The organism is Edaphobacter flagellatus (genome assembly GCF_025264665.1).
GTDB classification, from domain to species: domain Bacteria; phylum Acidobacteriota; class Terriglobia; order Terriglobales; family Acidobacteriaceae; genus Edaphobacter; species Edaphobacter flagellatus.
In genome coordinates, this window is the sequence record NZ_CP073697.1 from 4,398,030 (window position 1) to 4,423,568 (window position 25,539).

22 protein-coding genes are annotated in these 25,539 nt (G+C 56.4%); 9 read left to right on the plus strand and 13 right to left on the minus strand.

All coding sequences use genetic code 11. The features are described 5' to 3' along the window. The first annotated feature begins 389 nt into the window (after window positions 1–389). Window positions 390–2,024, plus strand: coding sequence for a glucose-6-phosphate isomerase (gene pgi, locus KFE13_RS18390; protein ID WP_260705047.1), 1,635 nt, complete (start codon window positions 390–392; stop codon window positions 2,022–2,024). 104 nt (window positions 2,025–2,128) lie between these two features. Here the strand turns inward: pgi and KFE13_RS18395 are convergent, their stop codons facing one another. From KFE13_RS18395 to KFE13_RS18405, 3 genes are all read right to left on the minus strand, one after another. After that, entirely contained in the window at window positions 2,129–2,830 is a 702-nt protein-coding gene (locus KFE13_RS18395) for a peroxiredoxin-like family protein (RefSeq protein WP_260705048.1), read from the minus strand. A gap of 44 nt (window positions 2,831–2,874) precedes the next feature. After that, window positions 2,875–3,789, minus strand: a complete 915-nt coding sequence (locus tag KFE13_RS18400; RefSeq protein ID WP_260705049.1) for a dienelactone hydrolase family protein — start codon at window positions 3,787–3,789, stop codon at window positions 2,875–2,877. A gap of 79 nt (window positions 3,790–3,868) precedes the next feature. Beyond that, on the minus strand, window positions 3,869–6,202 hold the full coding sequence (locus tag KFE13_RS18405) for a putative bifunctional diguanylate cyclase/phosphodiesterase (RefSeq protein ID WP_260705050.1): 2,334 nt from the start codon (window positions 6,200–6,202) through the stop codon (window positions 3,869–3,871). Window positions 6,203–6,395: 193 nt separating this feature from the next. Between KFE13_RS18405 and KFE13_RS18410 the strand changes: the two genes are divergently transcribed. The 3 genes from KFE13_RS18410 to KFE13_RS18420 all read left to right on the plus strand — a co-directional run bounded on the left by KFE13_RS18410 (window position 6,396) and on the right by KFE13_RS18420 (window position 9,196). Further along, window positions 6,396–7,580 carry a GGDEF domain-containing protein gene (locus tag KFE13_RS18410; RefSeq protein ID WP_260705051.1) on the plus strand — a complete coding sequence of 395 codons (1,185 nt, stop codon included), beginning with the start codon at window positions 6,396–6,398 and terminating at the stop codon, window positions 7,578–7,580. Between the two features lie 124 nt (window positions 7,581–7,704). Beyond that, window positions 7,705–8,976, plus strand: a complete 1,272-nt coding sequence (locus tag KFE13_RS18415) for an alpha-L-fucosidase (RefSeq protein ID WP_260705052.1) — start codon at window positions 7,705–7,707, stop codon at window positions 8,974–8,976. A gap of 76 nt (window positions 8,977–9,052) precedes the next feature. Then, window positions 9,053–9,196, plus strand: coding sequence for a DUF3309 family protein (locus tag KFE13_RS18420; protein WP_260707001.1), 144 nt, complete (start codon window positions 9,053–9,055; stop codon window positions 9,194–9,196). Window positions 9,197–9,199: 3 nt separating this feature from the next. On the opposite strand, the gene KFE13_RS18425 is transcribed toward KFE13_RS18420, so the two are convergent. From KFE13_RS18425 to KFE13_RS18460, 8 genes are all read right to left on the minus strand, one after another. After that, window positions 9,200–10,705 carry a helicase HerA-like C-terminal domain-containing protein gene (locus KFE13_RS18425; protein ID WP_260705053.1) on the minus strand — a complete coding sequence of 502 codons (1,506 nt, stop codon included), beginning with the start codon at window positions 10,703–10,705 and terminating at the stop codon, window positions 9,200–9,202. A 36-nt stretch (window positions 10,706–10,741) separates the two neighbouring features. Next, window positions 10,742–11,251 carry a GNAT family N-acetyltransferase gene (locus KFE13_RS18430; protein ID WP_260705054.1) on the minus strand — a complete coding sequence of 170 codons (510 nt, stop codon included), beginning with the start codon at window positions 11,249–11,251 and terminating at the stop codon, window positions 10,742–10,744. Between the two features lie 208 nt (window positions 11,252–11,459). Then, entirely contained in the window at window positions 11,460–11,864 is a 405-nt protein-coding gene (locus KFE13_RS18435) for a hypothetical protein (RefSeq protein WP_260705055.1), read from the minus strand. A gap of 406 nt (window positions 11,865–12,270) precedes the next feature. Beyond that, window positions 12,271–13,422, minus strand: a complete 1,152-nt coding sequence (locus KFE13_RS18440) for a hypothetical protein (protein ID WP_260705056.1) — start codon at window positions 13,420–13,422, stop codon at window positions 12,271–12,273. A 9-nt stretch (window positions 13,423–13,431) separates the two neighbouring features. Continuing rightward, window positions 13,432–14,262 (minus strand): serine/threonine protein kinase, encoded by an 831-nt coding sequence (locus KFE13_RS18445; protein WP_260705057.1) that lies wholly within the window; start codon window positions 14,260–14,262, stop codon window positions 13,432–13,434. 12 nt (window positions 14,263–14,274) lie between these two features. Further along, complete coding sequence (locus tag KFE13_RS18450) at window positions 14,275–14,682, minus strand: hypothetical protein (protein ID WP_260705058.1); 408 nt, start codon at window positions 14,680–14,682, stop codon at window positions 14,275–14,277. An 86-nt stretch (window positions 14,683–14,768) separates the two neighbouring features. Beyond that, on the minus strand, window positions 14,769–16,154 hold the full coding sequence (ffh, locus tag KFE13_RS18455; protein WP_260705059.1) for a signal recognition particle protein: 1,386 nt from the start codon (window positions 16,152–16,154) through the stop codon (window positions 14,769–14,771). A 44-nt stretch (window positions 16,155–16,198) separates the two neighbouring features. Further along, window positions 16,199–17,497, minus strand: coding sequence for a POTRA domain-containing protein (locus tag KFE13_RS18460; protein ID WP_260705060.1), 1,299 nt, complete (start codon window positions 17,495–17,497; stop codon window positions 16,199–16,201). Window positions 17,498–17,714: 217 nt separating this feature from the next. Between KFE13_RS18460 and KFE13_RS18465 the strand changes: the two genes are divergently transcribed. Together KFE13_RS18465 and KFE13_RS18470 are read left to right on the plus strand one after the other, a co-directional pair. After that, complete coding sequence (locus tag KFE13_RS18465) at window positions 17,715–18,665, plus strand: site-specific tyrosine recombinase (protein WP_260705061.1); 951 nt, start codon at window positions 17,715–17,717, stop codon at window positions 18,663–18,665. Window positions 18,666–18,668: 3 nt separating this feature from the next. Further along, window positions 18,669–19,661, plus strand: a complete 993-nt coding sequence (locus KFE13_RS18470) for a tyrosine-type recombinase/integrase (protein WP_260705062.1) — start codon at window positions 18,669–18,671, stop codon at window positions 19,659–19,661. Here KFE13_RS18470 and KFE13_RS18475 read toward each other — a convergent pair. Together KFE13_RS18475 and KFE13_RS18480 are read right to left on the minus strand one after the other, a co-directional pair. Next, the gene (locus KFE13_RS18475) at window positions 19,585–20,889 is read right to left on the minus strand and encodes a two-component system sensor histidine kinase NtrB (protein WP_260705063.1); all 1,305 of its coding nucleotides are present in this window, start codon (window positions 20,887–20,889) and stop codon (window positions 19,585–19,587) included. The genes KFE13_RS18470 and KFE13_RS18475 overlap by 77 nt on opposite strands. A gap of 114 nt (window positions 20,890–21,003) precedes the next feature. Further along, window positions 21,004–21,330 (minus strand): rhodanese-like domain-containing protein, encoded by a 327-nt coding sequence (locus KFE13_RS18480; RefSeq protein ID WP_260705064.1) that lies wholly within the window; start codon window positions 21,328–21,330, stop codon window positions 21,004–21,006. 221 nt (window positions 21,331–21,551) lie between these two features. Here KFE13_RS18480 and KFE13_RS18485 point away from each other — a divergent pair, with 221 nt between their 5' ends. Genes KFE13_RS18485 through KFE13_RS18495 form a run of 3 tightly spaced genes read left to right on the plus strand, consistent with a single transcriptional unit; the run spans window position 21,552 to window position 25,521 of the window. Further along, complete coding sequence (locus KFE13_RS18485; protein ID WP_260705065.1) at window positions 21,552–23,018, plus strand: sigma-54-dependent transcriptional regulator; 1,467 nt, start codon at window positions 21,552–21,554, stop codon at window positions 23,016–23,018. Window positions 23,019–23,020: 2 nt separating this feature from the next. Next, window positions 23,021–24,955 carry a sensor histidine kinase gene (locus tag KFE13_RS18490; RefSeq protein ID WP_260705066.1) on the plus strand — a complete coding sequence of 645 codons (1,935 nt, stop codon included), beginning with the start codon at window positions 23,021–23,023 and terminating at the stop codon, window positions 24,953–24,955. Then, a complete protein-coding gene (locus tag KFE13_RS18495) occupies window positions 24,955–25,521 on the plus strand; it encodes a hypothetical protein (protein ID WP_260705067.1) in 567 nt (188 codons plus the stop codon). The genes KFE13_RS18490 and KFE13_RS18495 overlap by 1 nt, the downstream gene beginning before the upstream one ends. Window positions 25,522–25,539 lie beyond the last annotated feature (18 nt).

The window sequence follows — 25,539 nt, forward strand, 5'->3', positions numbered from 1 at the left end:
ATGCAACAATTCCGTGCATGTTGAGCGATAATCGCCCTTTGTTGATTGAGGAATGATACTGAGAACTTCGCGCTTGTTTCCCGAGAGTCATCCTGGCAAAAAATGAGAGGTTTCGTCGTCGCACTCCGTTCGCTCGGAATGACGGTTTTAGGGAGAATCTTGCCAAGGGTTGGATAGCTTGATGTCTTAGAGGAACAGCAATGTGTTTCGAGAAACTTTTCGGCGCGGAAGTTGGTCTGCGTTCAAGCCCACGACATACTTCGGCTCTACACTAGAACTGATTTGCATCGATCCAAAGTTGGTTAAGTCTCTATCTGCAGTCCAAATGATTTTTGGTAGGGGCCAGTGATGGAGAGTAAAGAGGAAGTCGAAAAAGGAGAAACGAACGTATGACGGCAATAAAGACAGTACCCCTGATGGAGCGCGCGGCCTGGAAGGCTTTGAAGAGCCATGCTGATCAGATTCGTGGCAGGCATCTGCGTGAGTTGTTTGCAGAGGATTCGGGGCGCGGCGAGCGGCTGACTCTTGAGGCCGCGGGGCTGTTCGTCGACTACTCGAAGAACCGGATTACGGACGAGACGCTTCGGCTGCTGGTGGCTCTGGCCGAGGAGTCGGGACTGAAGGCTCGTACGGAGGCGATGTTTACCGGAGAGAAGATCAACATCACGGAAAACCGCGCTGTGCTGCACGTTGCATTGCGTGCGCCGAAAACGGAGAAGATCTTCGTTGATGGCGAGGATGTTGTTCCGGGTGTTCATGAGGTGCTGGACAAGATGGCGGGGTTCGCCAATCGCATTCGCAGTGGCGAATGGAAGGGTCATACGGGCAAGCGGATCAAGAATGTCGTGAACATCGGCATTGGTGGTTCGGACCTGGGGCCGGTGATGGCATATGAGGCGCTGAAGTATTATTCGGACCGCAACCTGACGTTCCGCTTTGTATCGAATGTGGATGGCACGGACTTTGCCGAGGCGGTGGTCGATCTCGATCCTGAAGAGACGCTGTTCCTTGTGGCTTCGAAGACGTTCACGACGCTGGAGACGATGACGAATGCGCATACGGCGCGTGACTGGGCATTGCTGAAGCTGAAGGACGAGAAGGCGGTGGCGAAGCACTTCGTCGCTATCTCGACGAATGCGAAGGAAGTCGAGAAGTTCGGCATCGATACGGCGAACATGTTCGGTTTCTGGGACTGGGTCGGCGGACGCTACTCGATGGATTCGGCGATTGGGTTGTCGACGATGATTGCGATCGGGCCGGAGAACTTCAGCGAGCTGTTGGCGGGCTTTCATGCGATGGATGTGCACTTCAGAACGACGCCGATCGAGAAGAACATACCGGCGTTACTGGGGCTGCTGACAGTCTGGTATACGGAGTTCTTCGATGCGCAGACGCAGGCGGTGCTGCCGTATGAGCAGTATCTGAAGCGCTTTCCGGCGTATTTACAGCAGCTGACAATGGAGTCGAACGGCAAGCATGTGACGCTGGACGGGACGACCGTGGATTATCAGACAGGGCCGATTTACTGGGGTGAGCCGGGAACGAATGGGCAGCACTCGTTCTATCAGCTGATCCACCAGGGAACACGCCTGATTCCCTGTGATTTTATTGGGTTTTCGAAGACGCTGAATCCACTGGGCCGGCACCACGACATGTTGATGGCCAATGTATTTGCTCAGGCTGAAGCCCTGGCTTATGGCAAGACGGCGGAGCAGGTGAAGGCTGAAGGGACGCCGGATTGGCTGGTTCCGCATCGCGTGTTTGAAGGGAATCGTCCTTCGAATACGATCCTTGCGGAGAAGTTGACGCCGAGGGTGCTTGGCTCACTGGTGGCGTTGTATGAGCATGCAGTGTTCACGCAGGGCGTGGTGTGGAACATCGATTCGTTCGACCAGTGGGGCGTGGAACTGGGCAAGGTGCTGGCGACGAAGATCCTGGGCGAGCTTGAGGCCAAGGACGAGCCGAAGCTGGCGCATGACAGCTCGACGACGAACCTGATTCAACGGTATCGGAAGACGAAGTAGGTTGGTGATGTCAGGAAGCCCCGGATGCGTCCGGGGCTTTTCTTTTTTGACTATTGAGGAGGAAAGGAAAGTAGATTCCTCCGTTTCGCTATGGAATGACACGTCTAAATGTGTCTGAGTGCGGCGAGGACGTCGGTGGGTTCGGGGCGTACGCGGAAGTCGGCGTGAGCTTCGGCGAAGGTGATGATGTTCTGCTGATTGACGACAAAGGTGCCGGGCAGCGGAAGGCGCCAGCTTGCTTCAGTCGCGGTGTGATAGCTGAGCCCTGCATTGTTGAAAGGGATGTTGACGAGGATGGACTGGAAGTAGCGGCGCTGTTCAGCAGAGACGCTGTAAGCAAGGCCGAACTGGTTGGCGACTTCGGCACCGGGGTCGGAGAGGAGCGGGAAGCCGAGGTGATGCTGATCGAGCATGAAGTTGCTCTGGCGAGCGTTTTGTGGAGAGATGGCGACGAGGAGCGCGCCGCGGCTGCGCAGCTCGGGGTAGAGGTCGCGCCAGGTTTCAAGCTCGGTGACGCAGTAGGGGTCCCAGCGTCCGCGAAAGAATTTAACGACGAGCGAACCGAGAGCTAAAAGGTCAGCGGAGTGGACGAGTTTGCCGGTGGCTGCGTCGGTGAGCGAGAAGGACGGGGCAGGGGAGCCGGGCTTGAGAACGCGGTCTTCAATGCCGGTGGCGAAGAGCTCGGCGATGGCGCGCTCGGAGAAGGCGAGGCGCTCGGGCTGGACGAGAGCGCGGGTGTTTTGCGTGATGCGGTCGAGCTGGTCCTGCAGCGATGTGTTGGGCGAGTTATTGAGCGAAGCAGCCACGACTCTATTATCGCAGCCGCTTCGCGGAAGAGGTGTGGATTGCGTTACATGCTTGAAGTAACGGCAGCTCCAGAGTGACAGGATGCTGCAGGAATCGAAGCTTTTACATGTTTTGCAGCTTGCCGGGATGCGTTGGGAGCAGCGATGGAGCTGTGAGTTGCAGGGAGAGATTTGAGCAGGGTGGTAAGGCGTTCGAATGCCTGATCGCGCGCGGTCTTGTTGGCGGGGTTGGTGTTGGCGGGGTCTTCGCCTGCGCGCATGAAGCCGTGGCCCGCGCCGTCGTAGGTGACGGGGTCGTACTTCTTGCCCGCGGCTTTCATGGACTCGGTGGTTGCGGGGATGGTGGCGTCGATGCGGGCATCGTTGCCCCCGTAGAAGCCGTAGACGGGCGCAGTGATAGAGGCGAATTCAGAGGGTGGCGGACCGTAGAAAACGAAGGCTGCGGCGAGGTCTTTGCGGTGCGTGGCGAAGGCGAAGGACTTGCCTCCTCCCCAGCAGAAGCCTGCGGTCACAAAGGTGCCGTTGGCCGAGGGAATCTTTTTGGCGTAGTCGGCGGCAGCGTCGAGGTCGGCATTGACCTGATCGGCGTTGAGGCCGGAGACGGCTTTGGTGGTGGCGTCCATGCTGGTGAAGGAGTCGGAGTTGCCGCCGTTGGGCCCGGCTCCGGAGAGCAGATCGGGCGCGACGACAATGTAGCCTGCGACAGCTAGTTCGTCGGCCATCTCCTTGGCCCAGTCGGAGAGGCCGAAGATCTCGTGGATGAGGATGACGACGGGGACTTTTTTACTGACCTCGGGATAGACGACAAAAGCCTGCAGGGAACGGTCGCCGTGTTTGAGGGTGACGTATTCGCGATGACGAGGTGAGGCGTCGAGCCTGGACTTGGCCCACTGCTGAGCAGAGCAGGCGACGGAGGCGAGCAGAACGAGAGCAGCTGCAAGGAACGTTTGGCGGCGCATGGGCGCAAGTGTAGTCCGAAGAGATGACAGGAGCAAGACTCGTTGAGATCAGGATCGCACGCAGGAGCAAAGCGTTGCATTACGAATGCCCGATTGCCTCGTCCGCAAAGCTTGCCCAGTCAAGTTGTTCGGTTCTGTTTGTGAGCAGGTCTCGAATCGCCTCGGCAGAGAGTGGAGGCGATATGAGATAGCCCTGCACCTCATTGCACCCGCGCTCCTTCAGGTAGGAGGCCTGTGCGGCGGTCTCAACGCCTTCTGCCACGATGCCGACCTGCATGACATGAGCGATCCCAATGATGGCCCCGGTTAGCCTTGATTGCGGGTTCTCCTTGCCGATCTCGCGCACAAAGAGCCGGTCGATCTTGATCTTGTCGATGGGATAGCGAATCAGGTAGGCCAGTGCCGAATACCCGATTCCAAAGTCGTCCAAGGCAATCGAAACGCCGAGCCGCTTCAGCGCCTCGAATGTTTTCAGCGTATCAGGCTGCGGAGTCAACAAGGCTCGCTCCGTGATCTCGAGTTCGATCAGCTTCGGAGAAACTCCTGCATGCTTCAACCAGCCTTCAAGCTTCTCGGCGAAGTCTGCTCTCGCTAATTGCCTTGGAGCTACGTTTACGCTCATGCGAACGTTTGAAAGCCCCTCCGTCGCCCAGCGAGCCGTCTGCGCAATGGCACCCTGCAGGACCCAGTCGCCGATCTCAATGATGAGGTCGGATTGCTCGGCTATCGGGAAAAATTCTTCCGGCGAAATCTGCTCGCCTTCATGCGTCCAACGCAGCAGCGCCTCGACACCCGTGACCCGGCAAATCTTCAAATCCACCTGAGGTTGGAAGACCAGTTTCAGCTCGTCGCGTTCAATGGCATGCTGCAATGCATTTTCTCGATGCACTCTCTCGAGCAGCTGATCCAGCATCTCCGGGTGAAATACTTCTGTCTGCTGCGGCCCACGCCGCTTGGCTGCCGTCAGCGCGATATCTGCTTCCTGCAAGGTCGTTCTCCACGGCGTCTCGGGCTGGAGGAAGCTGATTCCAATATTCACCATTGCCTTGTGCTGATGCCCGTCAAACGATACAGATTCATCCAGCACGCGATGGATCGCTTCGGCATATTCGCGGGCCTGTTCTCGTCCTTTATCTAATACAACCGCTGCCGAAAACTCATCGCCTTCAAACCGCGCCAAACACTCCACCACGGGGAGCACATCTTTCAGCCTGCGGGCGACGCTCAGCAGAAACAGGTCGCCGGCACGATGACCATATGTATCATTCACCTGCTTGAATGAATTGATGTCGATAAAGAAGACCCCTGTCTCTCTATCTCTGCCGCTTCGCTGCGAGAGATCTTCGAGGACCTCTTCGAAGTGCAGACGGTTTGGAAGCTCGGTCAGCCTGTCGTGATAGGCCACATAACGCAGCTCGGCGGCTGCGTTTTCGTGCTCGGTTACATCGCGCGCAATCAAGGTCAGACTTCGATCGCCGGTAGTATCGTCGATCAGGACATCGTGATGCCACTCGCACTGCAGCGCTGTTCCGGATTTGGTTACGTTTGTGTACAGCGACGATTGCGCGACTCCATTGGATAACGCGTCACGCCAATCCGACTGGGCTTGGTCTCTGCTTTCCGTGAGGAAGATCAGGTCGCTGATTTTTTTTCCGCCAGCGTCGTTTGGGCCGTAGCCAAACAGCTTTTCTGCCGCAGCATTCCACTCCTTGATGCAAAACTCGCGATCTACCTTGATTCTTGCCAGTGTCGATTGTTCAAACGAACGCTGATGGTCGCCGAGTAATCTGATTTCACGCGCATGCAATTCGTCTACGGCTCGACGGCTCTTTAAGACGCCTGCAACCAGAATGGCAAACCCGAACCCAATGGCTACAGGAAGCGGAATGACAGGAATGCGGGCAAGCGGCCCACGCAACGCATAAAACACCCAAAGCGAGGCACGCAGCCAAACAAAGATGGAGACGATCCGATCCACTCCGCTTCCGCGGAGCAGCTGATAGCCGAGGACCCCGGAGCCGCAGGCTTCCAAGGCCACGTTGATACGAATGCTCGAATCAATATGCCCCGTTCCTGCCAGAGCGCAGGAAAGCAGTGCAGGAATCAGCCACAGCCACCATGGCGCGCGGCGTTCAGAATGGACTTCTCCGAAATCCATAGCGGCTCTGAAAAAGCCGTAACTTGCCAGCGCAGTGGCCGCTGTTGCTATCAGCTGCACCGCGATGGGTGGCAGCTGCTGTTTGAACAGCCACGGAGCAACGCACCATAATGCACTTGTTGATGCCAGTTCTGCCAGTGCAAACGATAAAAAGAAGCGCTGCCTGCCGTCGTTCCACCACAGCACCAGCAGTGCCGCTACAAAGAGCAGGTGGGGCACTGCGCTCGCAATCCAACTCCAAAGGTTCATGTCCATCTTGCAGAGTTACCCTGCCCTCCGGCACGCACTCATCGGACCCTTTACTGCAGAAGATGATCCTACCTCTCAACGTCCAACCATACCCAATCCCAATTCGAAATTCCCTTGCACTCTAGTGGTAACCCGATAGAGGATGAGAGGGTTACCCGTTACATTACAATGTCTACACCGCGTTCGCGAGGCTCCCCCTTTGGACATTCATACAGCACATATCGAGCATGTTGTGCTTCTAGCCCTCTATACATTGTTGGCTATTGCCAATTCATGGCTTTACAGGGGCATGAAGGGCGTAAATGGGTTCTGTCTCTATAGTTTATTCACCCTGCTGGGGGCAGCAGCCGTGGCTTTGCGTGGGCAGATGCCCGATCCCATCTCGATCATCAGCGGAACAGTTTTTGTTTCGGTGGGTTATGCGTTCCTGTTCCTTGGCCTGAAGGACTTCTTCAACCTGAAGACGACCCAGGCTTATTTCCAGGGGCTTGTGATGCTGCTGATGGCGGCGGCGATGGTGCAGTATGGCTGGATTGAGCCGGACACCAGCAAACGGCTGATCTTCTATAGTTTTTTCCTCTGCCTCCAGCAGATTCACATTACGGTCCTGCTCTTTCGCAATCACGACCCGGCACTCCTGATTCCAACGCGTTCGATGGCGTTGATGGTGATCGCCCTTGCTCTCAGCAACTGCATACGTATTGTCGGCGTTTCTGTCCATGGAGCGCCGCACAACTATCTCGATGCCGGACCTTTTCTTGCGTGGATACTTATTGCCAATTCGGCGCTTCAGGCTGGAATCATGATCTCGTACGTATGGCTTACCGCGGCGATGCTTCGCGGCAAGCTTGAGGTTCAGGCGACGACAGATCCTCTTACTGGAGTACTTAATCGCCGTGGTATTGAGATCGCAGCCGAACAACGCATTCTGGCATGTCTTAAAGATGGATCTCCTCTCTGCGCGATTGTCATCGACCTTGACGATTTCAAGAGCATCAATGACTCCTATGGCCATCACTGCGGCGACGCTACATTGATTGCTGTGGCATCGTGCCTGCAGCGAGGTATACGTCCCACCGACCGGCTGGCCCGTATTGGTGGAGATGAGTTTGCTCTTCTTCTTCCGAATACACCTCACGACGAAGCGATCGCTATCGCCGAGCGCTTGCGATCCTCTATCGCTTCAACCGATGTCACGTATGGAGAGATACACACACGCGTCAGTGCAAGTTTCGGCCTTGCTCAACTGCAGCCAAACGATACGACGTGGGAGCAGCTTTTCCTTTGCTGCGACAAGCTTCTTTATGAAGAAAAGCGCTCTATCCCTGCTGCACCCTCGCGGAAAGATGTCCGAGGCTCTGAGCTTGGGTTGATGCCTTACTAACGACTTCAAATTTTGAGAGCCTATGCGATTCGACTCTGATCATAGAAATCTGACAATGAAGTATTTCCTTATCCTTTTCTTTTTCGCCGGCCTTCCCCTAATTTCTGCGCAAAATTTTCCAGATGTGAAGCCGAGCCCTGCTCAGCTTCAGTGGCAGGACCTTGAGATTGGCGTCATTATTCATTTCTCGACCAACACCTTTCTAAACCGTGAGTGGGGTGATGGTACGGCTTCGCCCTCGACCTTCAATCCCGCCAACGTCGACACGGACCAATGGATGCAGGCGGCCAAAGCAGGAGGCGCAAGGTACGCTGTCCTGGTTGCAAAGCATCATGACGGGTTCGCCCTCTTCCCCAGCAAGCAGACCGACTACTCGGTAAAAGCCAGTCCATGGCTCAACGGTAAAGGTGATCTTGTTCGCCTCGCGTCTGATTCAGCACGCAAGGCCGGTCTTGGTTTTGGCGTCTATCTTTCGCCGTGGGATCGTCATGATGCGCGCTATCCCGATCCTGTGGCGTACGACAAGTACTACCTGGCGCAGCTCACCGAACTTGCCAGCCACTATGGTCCGCTCACGGAGTTCTGGCTTGATGGCGCAGGTTCTGCAGGACGCACCTACGACTTCGACAAGATTGTTCAGGAGCTGCGTACGTACCAGCCCAACACGCTGGTCTTCGCCGACGTTGCGCTTTACAAAAATGCTGACATTCGCTGGGTCGGCTCTGAAGATGGCACCGTGCCTTACGAGAACTGGAACGTGATTGACCGCACCGGTTATCTTCGCTGGCGGCCTATCGAAGCCGATACACCACTACGCAAGCTGCACTGGTTCTGGCACCCGAACGATGAGACATCGCTTCTTTCTGTTGAAGAGTTGCTCAAGATTTATACAAAGACTGTCGGGCGCGGCGCGCAATTGATGCTGGGGCTGGCGCCCGACAACACGGGAAAACTACCGGAGTCCGATGCTGCGCGTCTTCGTGAATTCGGTGAGGCGGTACAGCGTCTTTATGGGCCGGACAAAAATCTTGCCGTGAAAGCGGTTCATGCTGCAAGCGATCCTGCTTCTGCGGCGTTTGATAACGATCCTTCGACGTTCTGGTCTGCTCCTGAACGTCACGCCACTCTTGAGCTTCGTTTCGACAAGCCTGTCACCTTCGATCGCACGGTTACGATGGAGTGGCTCAACGATGGGCAGCGAGTGCAGGAGTACAGTATCGAGGCATGGCAGAATGGCGCGTGGAAACAGCTTGCTCACGCACAGGCTATCGGGCATAAAAAGATCGATATTTTTCCTGCTATCACAACGCAGCGTGTTCGCCTGAATCTGCTTTCAACTGTAGGTTCAGCTGGTATTCGCGAATTTCAGATCTTCAACGGAGCAAATAACAATTGAGAGGTCTCAGGCTTCTCTTTAGCCTTGACACAGCATCCTATAGATAACGGCGACGTTTCGTCTTGATGGAGAGATGATGGTCATACTACTCATCATTCTGATTCTTGTATTTGGCTTCGGCGGTTATCGTATGGGACCGGGCCTGGGCTACTACGGTGGCGGAACTCTTAGTCTGATCCTTACCATCGTTCTCGTCCTGCTTTTATTGAAGATTATCTGACGATCATCGTCTCGATGACCCACCCAGCAGGGACCCTAGTACGCCGCGGATGAGTTGTCTTCCAACCGTGCTGCCCATGGAGCGCGCGGCGCTTTTCACCATTGCTTGCACAACGGTGTCTCCGCGTCGTGAGCTGCCTCCGCCCAATGCGTTGCCAATTACCGTTCCGGCAGCTTCGATGCTTCCAAGCCATCCTGACTGGGATTCTCCTTGTGTTGGTCCCGCTCCATCGGCAGCTACTTTGCCTTTCAGCTTCTCGTAAGCCGATTCACGATCGATTGGCGTCTCGTACACTCCGGCGATCACGGAGTTTTTGATGATGGCAGCGCGCTGTTCCGGCGTAATCGGCCCGATCTGGCTGTGTGGCGGACATACCATCGCTCGCTCCACCACACCGGGGATCCCTTTCTCATCGAGAAAAGAAATCAGGGCCTCGCCTACGCCCAATTGCGTGATGACTTCTTCTACGTCCAACTTTGGGTTCGAGCGGAATGTCTGCGCTGCGGCTTTCACTGCTTTCTGGTCCTTCGGCGAAAACGCGCGCAGTGCGTGCTGTACACGATTACCAAGCTGACCCAGCACGGTGTCCGGCACATCAATCGGATTCTGGGTGACGAAGAAGACGCCCACGCCCTTCGAACGAATCAGACGCACAACCTGCTCGATGCGCGACTGCAGCACCGGCGGAAGATCGTTGAAGAGAAGATGCGCTTCGTCGAAGAAGAAGACCAGCTTCGGCTTTTCCGGGTCGCCGACTTCGGGGAGTTTTTCAAATAGCTCGCTCATCAGCCACAACAGAAATGTCGCATAGAGCTGCGGCGACTGCAGTAGTTTATCGGCTGCAAGAATATTGACGATGCCTTTGCCGTTGGCGTCCGTCTGGATCAGATCCTCGATATTCAACGCTGGCTCGCCGAAGAACAGGTCGCCGCCTTGCTGTCCTAACGCGACTAATCCGCGTTGAATCGCTCCAATGCTTGCGGCGGAGATATTGCCGTAGCTTGTCTGGTATTGCTTCGCATTCTCCGAAACGTGCTGCAGCATCGCCTGCAGGTCTTTCATATCCAGCAGCAGGAGGCCGTTGTCATCGGCGATCTTAAAGACCAGCGTCAGCACGTCTGTCTGCGTATCGTTCAGATTGAGGATGCGGCTGAAGAGCAGAGGGCCCATCTCGCTTACCGTTGCGCGCACCGGATGTCCCTCTTTGCCGAAGACATCCCAGAACACCACGGGGCATCCGGAGAAGGTCCAGTCACCCAGGCCAAGCGACTTCACCCGCTCATCCAATTTGGGTGAGCTCTTACCCGGCTGGCTAATTCCCGAGAGATCGCCCTTCACATCCGCAGCGAATACGGGAACGCCGATCGAGCTGAGCGCTTCGGCCATGACCTGCAACGTCACTGTTTTTCCCGTCCCTGTCGCTCCGGCTACCAGTCCATGGCGGTTGCTCATTCCAGGCAGAAGGTGGAGCTCTTCGGCCCCCTTGGCGATCATCGGCATTTCCATCATCTCGGCACACTCTCCATCTCGTAACGTCTATTCAGACTACAACGCGGCCTCTTTCACCATCCGCACAACCTCAATCTCTTCGCCTGCGCCTACGGGAACCTGAACGCGGTCTACCTCGCGGTATCCTTTCAACGCGTATAGGGTGACCCCCGTTAGTGTGCTTCCCATTTCAAACCGGCGAAACCCGGCGTCTACGGCGGCCTCTTCCGCAATGCGCAGAATCAGGCTTCCGAGTCCTTTGCGTGCAAACTTCGGGTGCACAAAGATTGCACGTACTTTTGCAGCGTCGGTTGCTGGATTCAGCAGCTCCGGCTCGATTCGCTCCATCTGGGCGTCTCCGCCATAGAGCGTTTTGCGCTTCGACCATCCACCGCAGCCAGCTATCTCGCCATCTTCAGCGAGGGCAACGTAGTAGGTTCCATCTGCGATCAGTTGGCTGTCGATGGTGAAGACGGTCTTCAACGAAGCCTCGATCTGACGAGGGGAGTAGTCTTCAGCTTGCAAACCACGCACCGATGCATCGATCAATGCACGGATTTTATCCATATCTTCTGGTGTTGCTTTTCGCAGATTAAACTCGGCCATGCGTAAAGTATAAAAGCGCTGGCTCAGCCTTCAGGGCGTACGCTCAGTGTGCTGCGAGTGCGTGATCGATGCCTTCCTGCGTTGAGGGCACATTCTTTGATCCTGCGAGAAAAGTAAGGTCTTGAACGGCGAGAGGGGCGGCAGCGTGGCTGGCTTGAAGAACCATTGCTCAGCTCCGCGTTTCGTGGGTGAGGTGGGTTGTCTTGGTTTGCTGCGTTTTCTGGCGCAGGTTGGTGGAGGCGAGCTGGAGGCAGTAGAGGAGGAGTCCGGCGCGACGCGGGTCGATGTTGTTGGTGGCGATGCGGACGAGGAGCTCGCCGAGCGATTCCTCGATGTGGTCGTGGCTGGTGGGAGTGGAGAGCGCGAAGGTGCTGCGGCGGGCGATGCGCTCGTGCGGGCGAACGACGGGGCGGCGGGAGTCGTGGTGGAAGTAGCAGAACTGCTCGTCGCGCATGCGCGGGCTTCCGCAGCGGTGGTCGTCGGGGAAGACGTGGTGGCACTGGAATTGGTTGTCGGGCTGGTCGTTGTTGATGGTGGCTTCGTTCATGGGTATCCCCCCTTGTTTTTTTGGCAAAATCTTCAAAGCAGAGAATTTAGGTCTGGACCTCGGGTGCACTTGGGGTGCCAAACCTGCGGATTAAGTTAAAAGGAAAAGCCCCGGCGTGTGCCGAGGCTTCTTTTGTATCTACTTCTATTTTAGAAAATCGAACTAAATTGATCGGCGCTTTTGAGAGATTTATTTCGGGTGGGGAAGTGGTTTGGTTTGTTTTCGATGTGGGATTGAGTGCGGGTTTTACACAGATTTGGGGGCTTGACATGAATTTCGGGTGGTCCCGGTTTGGTTTCGGGGCGCAGATGCGGATTTGGCTTCCATTGACATCAAAGGCTTCGCTCGAATGCCCAATCATGCCTTCCGCATGATTGGGCATTCGATGTGTTGGAGGGATTTTGATGTATGGGCCACCCGCCCTATTTATAAACTACACAAAGGAAGATAACTCTTCAATTGCACGCAGCCACTCACGTGTCCACGAACCATCGTTTTTGCGTTCTTCAAAGATCATTCGAGGAGTCTCCTCAAGACTTGCCCAGTTTGAGTCTGCCGTGTTGATTAAGTCTTGAGCGGTGACGGACTTTAGTGTGAGCCGTTGTTCGACGTCTGCAAACCACCACAAATATTGTTTCCAGCTTAGAGCTAACCAAGGTTTGTTATTGGTAAACGCGTTGATTATGTCTGCCCCAAAAGGATTTCGTCTCGACGCTTCACTTAGCATGCCCCTCTGTTGAAGCCGTATAAGGTCGGATTGGCGAACAAGAGCCAACAAAGCCTCTTCGATCCAATAAGGTATTTGACCACCACCATCTTTCGGTTCGTCGAATCTTCCTAGCGTGAAGCGTCGGATATTGAAGAATTTTCCGGTTGCACAGGCAGTTGCACCAGCGGCCTTCCAGAGAAGGACATCAGTTGAACAAAATCCGACCAGAACTCGCATTCCTGCGGATTCGAGTTTCTCAATGACCTTCATAGCACCCTTCAATGCTTCCGTATCTTTCTGTTCCCTCCGAGGTTCAGTAGTGCTGTAGAAGACCAGATAAACTTCGTTGGTTTTGGCGCGGCTGAGAATGGAAGTGACGGTATTCGAATAGTTTGGGGTGCCGGTTTGTTCGAGGTCTACGATCGCTGTCATGATACTTCTGTGCGTCGATCCAGTCAGGCACTGAGTGAGATGGTCACTTGTGAGGACAACTTGCTCGTAATATGCGTCAGAAAAGGTTCGGGGAACCATAGCAGGTGAGCATATGGCATTTGGGGCCATTTTGAGAGCCGTTGATAATACCAAATCGGCTGTTTGCTTCCACCAGTCGAGGGCGCTTAGGTCTGCAGTATCGACATCTTTTGGGAAATAAGGCCAAGACGGAAGGCATCCCCTCTCACTGCGAGGGGAATATAGCTGGGGATCGAATATCACTTCGAAGCTAGTACGTTGCTTCTCTCGCGTTTTTTCGACATATTTCAACATTTCATCCGAGGTCTGGTTAACCGGGCTCAATATCGAACCTTTGTAGGTGGCCAGATTCAGATCAAAGGTCAGGTTGGCCGAGTCGTTACCCATTTGGTGATAAGTAGCCATATAACCCTCTTACTGAGTTCGCCAAGCATCCCGAAGTTGGCTCGGCGTTCTAAAACGATCAATTGGGAATTGATTCACCATCTTCCGGAGAGCAGGCAAATGCGATTCCACTGCAAATCGAAAAAACTGCGCCTGTGGGTCCGACCCGTCTGCAACTCGGTCTACACACTCATAACCTGAGTCAAGATCGGTCGAATAAGGATGTTTGCGACCTTGAGCCATCGTGAGTGTTACTCCAAGAGCAAACTGATCTGACCTCCAGTCAATCATCTCCTTCCGATTATTAAGTTGTTCAGACGGAGCAAAAAGTGGTGTGCCTGGGCCCATCGATACCCATGTTTGAGTCAATGAAGAACGGGAAAGATCTCTAACGATACCGAAGTCCACCACCACAGGTTGCCAAGATAACGAGGACCGAAACATGATGTTGTCAGGTTTTAAGTCACGATGAACTAGGTTGAGTTGATACAAGTGATCGAGTACTTCGATCAGAGCCGCACCTACTTCTAGTGTTTGTTCTCTTGTTAGGGGTGTTGTTTTCACTCTGTCCGCGAGCGTGCCGCCTGCTATGTACTCCTCAATAAGACATGTGTATGTCGATGTACCCAAACTAAAGGTCTCAACGGATTCAAGCTGGGCGATATTCGGATGACTGCATCTAACTATGGCATCGATTTCACGTTCAGTTCTAGAGTGAGAGGATTTGTGTCCAATTACTTTTAAGGCCAGCGAGCGCGTTCCATCATCTACAAGAAAGGTCTCCTTAAATGCTCCTGCCCCAACCCGTTTACGAAAATGCAGACTTTTTTTTGCAGCGTAAGCCTTCGCTACGATTTCCATGGGCGCTCACGTTCACACCGAAGCAAGACTTCTAGCCTGTGCAGTAATCCAAGGCTCTAGTGGCGGAGATGGATTGGGCGTGAATAGGATTTTTATTTGCCCACCTACAATACAGCAAATTCCCACTCCTCTTACTTCGAATTCATTCATAAATTTAAGGGCGAAGTTTGCTTTTGGTTCTGGCATGAGAATGTATGACTCTTCAGCGAAGCACGTGTTTCTGTAAGCTTGATCGAGGGCTTTACGCCAGTCGATAAGCTTTGCCTCAATTGCGATCGTGGAGTTGTCGGTCGTAATGACTACGTCGGTCTTACCGCGAGCGTAGAAAAATTCCTGAACAATACCTACTTCCCCCCACGGTGTTTCACCCGAACGCAGTAGGTCAACAAACGTCGCCACTAGTGTCGCTTCTGAACTCATGCTTAAAAGGTCCTAACGCTCTTTTCGCCCAATTGTCCTTCAAAACTAGCTGTTCAGTACATCCATTTTCAGATGTACCTAGCTAGCTATCGTCCGAACCTCTGCCTACCCTGCAACTGGCTCATCATTCTTTGCTGGGCTTTCATGCCGCCGCCTGAGCCCATGGTTTTGAAGACCTTGCGCATCTGGGCGTACTGGCGTAGGAGATTGTTGACGTCCTGGACGGTGGTGCCGGAGCCGTGGGCGATGCGTTTGCGGCGGCTGCCGTTGATGATCTCGTGGTCGATGCGTTCTTTTTGGGTCATCGAGTTGATGATGGACTCGACGCGGGTGAACTGGCTCTCGTCGACGTTGTCGATGGCCTGCGACATGCCGGCGAAGGGTCCGACGGAGGGGAGCATCTTGAGGATGGACTTCATGGAGCCCATCTTTTTGATCTGACGGAGCTGGTCGCGGAAGTCCTCGAGGGTGAAGCCGTCGCCGGAGAGGGCCTTTTTGGCGAAGGCCTCGGCCTTGCCGCGGTCGAGTTTTTCTTCGGCGCGCTCGAGCAGGGTGGCGATGTCGCCCATGCCCATGATGCGGGAGACGATGCGGTCGGGGTGGAAGGGCTCGAAGGCGTCGGGTTTTTCGCCGGTGCCGAGGAACTTGATGGGCTGGCCGGTGATGTTGCGGATGGAGAGGGCTGCGCCGCCGCGGGCGTCGCCGTCCATCTTGGTGAGGATGGCTCCGGTGATCTGGAGGCGGTCGTTGAAGGCCTTGGCGGAGTTGACGGCGTCCTGGCCGGTCATGGCGTCGGCGACGAAGAGGATCTCGGAGGGGGAGAGGAGCTTTTTGAGCTGCGCCATCTCGTCCATGAGGGCTTCGTCGATGCCGAGGCGGCCGGCGGTGTCGACGATGAGCATGTCGCAGCCGAAGTTGGCGGCTTCGCGCTTGGCTTCCTTCGCAAGGCGGAGGACGTCGTCGGTGCCCGGTTTGTCGCTGGTGATTTTGCCTTCGTAGAGATTGGCGTTGATGGATTGAGCGACGACGCGGAGCTGCTCGCGGGCAGCGGGGCGGTAGACGTCGACGGAGACGAGCATGGGCCGGTGGCCGGCCTTCTTGAGCCACTGGGCAAGCTTGGCGGAGGTGGTCGTCTTACCGGAGCCCTGGAGGCCAGCCATGAGGATGACGGAGGGCGGCTGGGAGGATTTCTGGAAGCGGGCGGTGTCGCGGCCGAGGATGTTGACGAGCTCGTCGTGGACGATCTTGACGAGCTGCTCGGTGGGGGAGAGCGCGGTGGCGACCTGGGAGCCCATGGCGCGGGTGCGGATGTGCTCGATGAGGGAGTCGACGACGGCGAGGTTCACGTCGGACTCGAGGAGAGCAATGCGGATCTCGCGGAGGGCGTCGCCGATGTTTTCGTCGGTGATGGTGCCCTGGCCACGGAGGTTTTTGAAGGAACGCTGGAGCTTATCGGAGAGATTCTCGAACATGACTGGTTTAAGTTTACCAGTGCGGAGCGGAAGATTTGACGGAGCTAGTTGACCTGGACGAGGGTTCCTCCCTTGACGAAGGTGATGACAAGGTCGACGAGGTGGGTATTGGGGTCAGAGAAGGCCTTATAGGTGGCTGAGTAACCGTTGAGGGAGCGGAGCGCAGTGTTCTTGTTAAGGAAGGTGGTGAGGTAGTTGACGTCGTAGAAGTCGCCTGGGTTCATGCGCCATGCGGAATCGAATTCCTTGCGCTGGACGTCGGAGAGGCCTTCGGCTTTGACGGAGTGCAGGCGGTACTGCTCGCCGGGGACGACGTGGACGGTATAGGAGACGTGGTGCGTGGCTTTGTCGAGGGAGGCCGGGGCCTGCACTTTGACGTCCTGATAGCCCTTGGCGTAGTAGGCGCGGGCAAGCGTGGTGAGGCTTTGTTTGAGGGCGAGCTGCGAGGCGACGTCTTCAGGTTTGAGCTTGGCCTGCTTGTCGAAGTCGGCGGTGCTCATGACATCGGAGCCGGGCCAGGTGAGGCGGGAGAGATGATAGGGCTCGCCTTCGCTGACAGCGGCGGTGAGATCGAGGTTGATGGCGTCGGAGGTGACCTGCGGCGCGGAGTGCGTGTAATTCGTGACCGAGGCATTGAGATAGCCGTCGTTGCGATAGACGTCGGTGATGAGCGAGGTGATAGTGGACTCCGTAGTGAGCTGATCGAAGGGCTCGCCGGAGACTTTCTGGGCGACTTTGTCGAGCTTGGGCTGCAGAGCCGGAGATGTGGAAGCGAAGTGCAGTGTATGGACGCGGACTTCGGGGGAATCGATGAGGAATTTGACGGATGTCGGTGTGGCTCCGGCGCCGGGGGAGACGGGTATTGCGACGACGGTCGCGGTGACGCTTTTTTCGGCGAGCATGGCTTTGAGGGCGGCGACGACGCTGTCCTGCATGTTGCCTGCGGTTGGCACGGTGCCCTGGTAGAGAGGGACGCGGGTTTTAAGTGCAGCGGAAAGCTCTTCCGGAGTCCACCAGACGAAGTTGGCGAAGCGGGCAGGCAGAAGGTTGTCGTTGGGCATCATCTTGAGCGAGAAGACGAGGCCCGTGGATTGGGACGCGAACCGAATGTCGCTGAAGAGGCCGGTGTCGTTGAGTTTTTGTGCGGCGGCGTTGAGCTCGGTGACAGTGGAATTTGCGCCGGGCGTGAGATGCGTAAAGGCTAAGAGCTCGGCTTGGGAATAGGCAGGTGCTCCGGTGAAGGAGATGCTTTTGGGCAGGATGACGGTTTGGGCGTTCAGGCTGTTGGATACAGGCAGAAGGCAAAGGGCAAGTAGAGCAAGAAAACCAGTGGTCGGACGCATTGTGAGGAACAATATCGCAAAGAGTGCGGAGTGAAAAGAAGAAAGTTAAGGGCAAAGCGTGAGGCTTCTTATTTGTTGGGGGGATGATAGCTCGAAGTATCTCGATGCAGAATTTGCTGGTACCAATCAGGGGGTGTGTTGGATGGTTCGTAGCTTGGTGGGTACATCGAGTGGGTGTGGGGTCCGCGGTTCGGGTGGATGACCGGATAATGAGGTCATGCAGCAAAAGGGCCAGGTGGCGGGAAACGTTCAGATCGTGCGTGAGTATGCGACGTTTCTACGCGTGGAGAAGGGCATGCGTCCGGCGACGTGTGAGGCGTATCAGCGAGATATCGAGCAGTTTGCGGAACATGTCGAGGGGCGCGATGGCTTGCTGGTGACGGCTCAACAGCAAGACGTGAGCGGTTTTATGGAAGGGCTGCGCGGACACGGTGTGGAGTCACGATCGATTGCGCGGAAACTTAGCGCCTTGAAGGGCTTTTATCGCTGGCTGTTGATGGACAAGCGGATTACGCATGATCCGACGGTGAATGTGGAGTCGCCATCGAGCTGGAAGATTCTGCCGAAGAGCCTTGCTGAGGGTGAGGTAGCGGAGATGTTGGAGCGTACGGGGGCTGCTGCTCATGTTGCAGATGCGGATGGCTTGTCGCTGCGCGATCACGCGATTCTGGAGCTGCTGTACGCAGGTGGGCTGCGTGTATCGGAGATATGCGGTCTTCATGTGGAAGACCTGCAGCTCGACTCCGGGCGTGCTCTGGTGCGGGGCAAGGGCGACAAGGAGAGGATTGTTCCTCTGGGCCGGTCTGCGGTCGAGGCGCTGGAGCAGTATCTGAAGCTGGGGCGTCCTGAGCTTGTGCATGGAGCGATGCAGCGGGCGCTGTTTCTGAGTGTGCGCGGCAAGCCGCTGACGCGGCAGTGGGTATGGGAGATGGTGAGGGCGGCAGCGCCGAGGAGCAGCAAGGCGAGTCCGCACAAATTGCGACATAGTTGCGCGACGCACATGGTGGAGCATGGCGCGGACCTGAGAAGTGTGCAGACTCTGTTGGGGCATGCAGACATTGCAACGACGCAGGTGTATACGCACGTGGCTCTGGGACGGTTGAAGCAGGTACATCGGATGCATCATCCGCGCGGCAAACGATATGGGGCGCGGGCGGCTGGAGAGTAACGAATGCGCGAAGGCGGCGAGTTCGTCCAACTGGCAGAACGGTTTCTGGCGATGCTCGCGAATGAGCGCGGCGCGTCGGAGCATACGGTGCGTGCGTACGGACGCGAGGTGCGGAGCTTTGCTGCCTATCTGTCGGATAGCCTGGGCGAAGGTGGACAGATGGTGCAGGTGGAGCATCTGCACATCCGAGCGTATCTTGGCGTGTTATATGAGCGTGGTCTGACGAAGGCGAGTGCGGCACGGGCACTGGCTGCGGTGCGGAGTTGGTTCAAGTGGCTGGCCAAAGAGGGTGTGGTGGAGCAGAATCCGGCGCTGCTGGTGAGCACGCCGAAGCTGCCGAAGCATCTGCCGCGTGTGCCGAGTGCGGAAGAGGTGAATCGCGTACTGAACTCACTGGAAGAGACTCCTTTGGCGGCAAAGAGCAAAAAAGCGAAAAAGGATTCTGATGACGGCGATGCCGTTGCGTGGCCGGAGCGCGACCGTGTGATCTTTGAGCTGCTGTATGGATGCGGCATTCGTAATTCAGAGCTGGTGGGCCTGAATGTGGATAGCGTGAAGTGGGGCGATGACGCCATCCTTGTTCGTGGTAAGGGGCGAAAGGAGAGGCTGGTTCCGTTGGGCGATGAGGCAGCGGTTGCGCTGCGTGCATATCTGCCAGCGCGCGAGGCTCGGCTGATAGCGGCTGGCAAGGGCGCGAAGGTACATGAAGGGCCTCTGTTGACGAACCTGCGTATGCGCGGGGATTGCAGGCTGACGACGCGCAGTGTGGGCAGGATTGTGAAGGCGATTGCTCTAAGCCGCGGGCTTCCGGCAGATGTTCATCCGCATACGCTGCGTCATGCTTTTGGCACGCACATGCTGGAAGAAGGGGCAGACCTTCGCGCAATTCAGGAGATGCTGGGACACGAGAGGCTGTCGACTACGCAGCGCTATACGCAGCTGACGGTGGGACAGGTTCAGAGGGTGTATGACGAGACGCATCCTCGCGCGAAGTAGGAGAAGAGGGTGCGACATCGATGGGCAGCGTCTTAGCCGTGGCGGCCGAATCAGACGCCGTCTGAGTTACGTGCGGGTCAAGTAGCGGGAAAAAGATAGAAAAGACGGTGCCATGATGCGCCGCATTCTGGCTGCTTCTGACTGCAATGCGGCCTTTGTGGCGGGAGATGATCTGCTGCGTGACCCAAAGGCCGAGGCCGGTTCCGGAGGAGCCTTTCGTGGTGTAGAAGGGCTCGAAGAGAAGACGGAGGGTCTGCGCGGACATTCCGCTTCCGGTGTCGGCGACGGTAAGGCGAATGCCTGAAATTCCGGTAGCGGGGTGAGTCGATGGGCGGATGCGAATCTGGAGATTTCCCTTTGGCTCCATGGAGTCGAGGGCGTTGCTGATGAGATTGACGAGAACCTGGCGCAGCTCACCCTGCTGGCAGAAGAGTGCTGGAGTTGGGCGGTAGCTGGTCTTGACGTTGATCTCGGCGAGGAGCAGACGGCCTGCGTGGAGCGAGATGGCGCTGTCGATAATCTCGTTCAACTGGGTCTTTGCCGGGCCATGCGTGCCGCGGAAGAAGCCGAGGGTCTGCGACGCAATCGTAGAAACGCGTACGAGCTCATGTTGCGCAAGCGTGAGGTATTCACGAGACTGCGGAGAGAGGTCCTCTTGCTGGAGGAGATAGAGCAGATTCGTGATGGCCTCCAGCGGATTATTGATCTCATGGGCAATGCTGGCGGCCATGCGTCCTGCAAGGGCGAGCTTGTCTGCGTTGCGGAGGGACTGTTCAGCCTGGCGTGCGCTGGTGATATCGCGCGCGACCTTGGAAGCGCCGATGATATTTCCGGCAGTGTCATAGATGGGCGAGACGGAAAGGGAGACGATGATCTCGGAGCCGTCTTTATGAAGACGCGTGGTTTCGTAGTGATCGACGAGCTGACCATGACGAATCTGTTCAAGGATCGAGGGAGTGTCTTTCGCGGTCTGGGAGCTGAGGATCGAGGTGGCGTTGCCGAGAATCTCGCCGGCTTTATAACCGAATATCCGTTCGGCGGCCTTATTCCAACTGGTGATGAGGCCTTCGAGGGTGCAGCTGTAAATGGCGTCGTCAGAGCTCTCGACGATGGCCGCAAGGAAAGAGGAGAGCTGACTTTTGGTCTTGAACGCTGCAACTTTTTGCGATGAGGCGACGGGCGTCGGCCTTTGAGACGTTTTGCGCGTTGACGGGTCCAGAGCAGGCACAGTAGGTAAAATCTTCCCCTTCTAATGAAAGTAGGATGCAGATTTTTCTGTAAAGGCTAGATGGAGGTTGAAATAGCGGAAATATTTTTGGCTTGAAAGGTTCCTATCTTGGAACTAGTAGCGGGGGACGGAGGGGTCAATGAAGCGGGACCAGCGGTCGATGCCTCCGGCAAGCGACTGGACATGGTCAAACCCCTGATTCCGGAGCCACATGGTGACCGAGAGGGAGCGGGCGCCGTGGTGGCAGAGCACGACGATGGGCTTATCTGGGTCGAGCTCCTGATGGGCGCGTGAAGTGATCTCTCCCATGGGCATAGAGATAGCGCCAGGCAGGCTGGCGGTGTGCACCTCCCAGGGTTCACGAACGTCTAACAGTAGGGGAGCATCTGGCAGTTGACGCAGAGCTGCATAGGCTTCAGCCGATATTTCAGGGTCAAGCATGTATTAAGAATAACTTGAGAGCGATTCGCTTTGTTTGCGGATGAGCTGTGGGGCGCATAAGAGCAGGGTTGCAGTCCAAATGAATGCAAGAAGATAGCGGGTTTGCGGATGAGGGTGTCTTGGAAGAGTCCCCTGGAGATTACACTTTAATGTGGGTAGGCATCTAAGGGAAAACCGGCCTTTCATTGATTTGGCTCCGTTGCAGCAAGAAAGCAGGAGAGGTGTTGGAAAAAGTTCTAATAGTCGAAGACGAGATTCATGCGCGTACCGGTCTGACCGAGCTGATCGAGAGCTGGGGATACACGGCAGAAGGCGCGGCAGATGGGGTAGAGGGGCTGGAGAAGGTAATCTCCTGGAAGCCCGCGATCGTGGTAACCGATCTGAAGATGCCCCGGATGGATGGGATGGAGCTGCTGGGCCGGATCGCCGAGCTTCCGGATCGTGTGGCCGTGGTGATGATGACGGCGCAGGGCTCGATTGAGTCGGCGGTCGAGGCCATGCGGCTGGGGGCGTATGACTACGTACCCAAGCCGGTAGAGCCGATGCGTCTGCGGACGATTCTGCAGAACGCAAGCCTGCAGCACGATACGGATATCGACACGGAGTTTGAGGCGAAGAAGCGCAGGCAGCGCGATACAGGCATGCTGGGTCCGCTGGTGGGTACGTCGCAGAAGATGAAGTCGATCTTCTCGCTGATTGAGCGTGTGGCTCCCTCGAATGTGAGCGTTCTGGTGACGGGCGAGAGCGGGACCGGCAAAGAGTTGGTAGCGCGGGCGCTGCATGAACTCAGCTCCCGGCGCAATAAGCCGTTTGTGGCAGTGAACTGCGCTGCGATTCCTGAAACTCTGATTGAGAGCGAGATCTTCGGTCACGAGAAGGGGGCCTTTACCGGCGCATTGGAGCGCAGGGCAGGGTGCTTTGAGCTGGCCGAAGAGGGAACTCTGCTGCTGGACGAGATTGGCGAAATGCCGGCGCCGACGCAGGCCAAGCTGCTGCGTGTGCTGGAGGACAGGAAGCTGCGCCGGTTGGGTAGCAAAATGGAGACGCCTGTGGATGTTCGCGTTGTTGCCGCGACGAATAAGGACCCCGAGGCTGCTGTGGCATCGGGCGAGTTACGCGGCGATCTGTACTACCGACTGAATGTCTTCAATATTCAGATGCCTCCGCTGCGCGATCACACCGAAGATATTGAAGCGATTGCCAAGAAGATGATCACCGACATGAACGATCGGCACAACTGCACGGTGACGGGGATCAAGGACAGCCTGCTGAAGAAGCTTGAGAGCTACATGTGGCCAGGCAATGTTCGCGAGCTTCGCAATACGATCGAGCGTGCGACGATTCTGGCAGGATCGGGACAGCTGGGCCTGGAGCATCTGCCACCTCATTTTGGGGAGCCGGGGTTTGCTCCGGTGCTGACGAAGAGCGGCCGTTTTGCGGTGCCGGAGAGTATCTCGGACAGTGGAACAGTGCGTTTGAGTGCAGTGGACAAGTATCTGGAGGACCAGAATACGGTTCGCGTCGAGGTTGGAACAACGGTGGATGAGGCGGAGCGTCAGCTGATTCTGAAGACGCTGATGTCGACCCACAACAACAAGACCAAGGCGGCAGAGATACTTGGAATCAGTTCGAAGACACTGCAGAACAAGCTGAAGGAATACTCGAATAATTCTGCTCTGGTGGAATAGCAATGCGCCTGAAGACGAAGCTGGTGGTATCGGCTACCGGGCTTACGTTTGCGATCGTAGTGGTGCTGTCGACTCTGTTTGTAGGTGAACTGCTGAGGCAGAGGATCGAACAGACGGCGGCCGCTAACGATGTGCTGGCGCATGAGGTTGTGCTGATGACGCGGCAGGCCGTAGAGACGGGCCTGCGCGCGAATCCGCCATCGAACCAAACCGAAGAGGCGCTGAACAATGCAGTCAAGGATGCGCTGCTGAACCATCTGCCGTTGAGCGACGTGATGAATGCGATTATTCGCTACTCGCCAACAGTGCAGGATGTGAGCGTCGTGGATGCGCATGGCACGATCCTCGTCAGCACGGACCCGGATACAGTGAATCAGCCAATAGGTTCGAGGAGCAGCCTGGAGAAGCTGCAGACCGGGAGCATCGCTTATCAGATACGACAGGTCTTCGGAAAGCCGCATGTCCTGGATACGGTGCAGACGCTGGACAGAAATCAGCAGCCGTTTCTGGTGGTTCATGTCGGCGTGCGTTCGACGTTTTTGAAGAATGCGTATGAGCCCTGGCTGCGTGCGGCGGCGTTGTTCGCATTGCTGGCGGCACTGGCGGCGATGATGTTTGCCGCCCTGCTGGCGAATCTGGCCCTACAACCGATTGAGCAGATTTCTAAGCAGCTGGAGAAGCTGGCTCCTACCGATAGCGAAAGTACGGCGCAGCCGTCTCCAAAGAGCGGAGACAGCGATGCGATGCTGCGTGTCTCGCAGACGATTGATCGTCTGGGCGAACAGATGCGTACGAAAGAGGCTGGCTACACGGCGCTGCAGGCCAACCTGAATCAGATGCTCGATACACTGCGCGACGGCGTGCTGATGTTTACGTCAGACCATCGCGCCGTGATGGTGTCGGATGCGGTCGCATATTTCCTGAATCGGTCAGAGGGCGAGCTCGTCGGCAAGCAGCTGGAGGAGATCTTCGAGCCAGATACTGCTCTGGGTGCAGCGGTGTTGAATGCTTTTGCCAGCGGCCATCAGGTGAGTGCAGAGACGGTGACGCTGGAAGACGATCGCCAGGTCCAGATTTCGCTGGACAGGATCGATGATGGTCTGGGCGGCGGCAATATGGGAACGCTGCTGACGCTGCGTGATATCGAGTCGATGATGCAGCTGGGACAGGAGCTGGAGATTGCCCGTCGTCTTGCTGCGATCGGAAGACTGACGGCCGGCGTGGGCCACGAGGTAAAGAACCCGATCAATGCGATGGTGGTGCATCTGGAGCTGCTGCGCAGCAAGCTGGCAGCTGCGGGGCCGGAGGTTTCTGGCGCACAGCGGCACGTGGATATTCTTGCCAACGAGATGCAGCGGTTGGATCGCGTGGTGCAGACGCTCGCAGATTTTTCGCGGCCGATGGAATTGACGCTGCGTGAGCAGGATCTGCGCAAAGTAATCAGCGGGGTTGTGGAGCTTGCTGCAGCCGAGATGCAGGAGAACGGGGTTCGTGTGGCCGTCGATACGCCACGCGAGCCATTGATGGTGCGCATCGATGCGGAGCTGGTGCGGCAGGCATTGTTGAATCTTCTGTTGAATGCGATGCAGGCGATGCCGGATGGCGGCACGGTACGCATTACAATCCATCGTGACCATCAATTTGCTGTCGTGGAGATAGCAGACGAAGGCGTCGGTATCGCGGCGGATGTTCTGCCGCGCATCTTTGAACTTTATTTCACAACCAAAGCGAAGGGCAGCGGCATCGGTCTGGCGCTGACTTACCGTATCCTTCAAATACACGGTGGCGCGTTGGATGTACGGTCCAATCCCGACCCTGCTGCACCGGATCGGGGAACGACGTTTACGCTGCGACTGCCGATGGCGGCAGGAACGTCAGCAGAGACACGGAAGGCCGCGACTGGAACCAGCCGCAGAGCCGTAGGAGAGCACGTTTAATGCAGCACGGCACGAAATTTCGAGGAATGCCAGCCATCGCGGTCTGCGCAGGCCTGTTGCTGGGAGTAACCGGCTGCCGTCATAAGACGGTGGCTCCGCCGTTGCCGCAGATTACCCAGCCGGTCAATCTGGATACGCCTGTCGATCCGGACAAGCCAAAGATGATTGAGCCTGTGGAAGTGAAACTGCCGCCGGTGCCGACAGCTTCGGCGATGGGGAAGATTAAGCGCGAGCGGCGTAAGAAGCCGCAGCAGATCGTGGTTGCGCCTCCACCGCCAGCTCCTACGGAGACGGCAGCAGCACCGGCTGTTGCGATTGGCGCATTGTCTTCAGGAGGCGATGCCAGCCCGAGAGCTGCGCAGGACGCGGCAGGTCTGATTGCAGCCAACGAGCGACGCCTGAATGCTCTTTCGGCACAAAAAGTGGAAGAGCAGAAGGCGCAGATCAGCAAGGTAAGAAATTTTCAGAAGCAGGCGCAGGATGCGTTGAGTTCAAACGATACCGAGGGCGCCAAGACTCTGGCGACGAAGGCGAAGCTGCTGCTGGACGATATCGAGAAGATGTAAAGTTTGCAAAACAGAAGC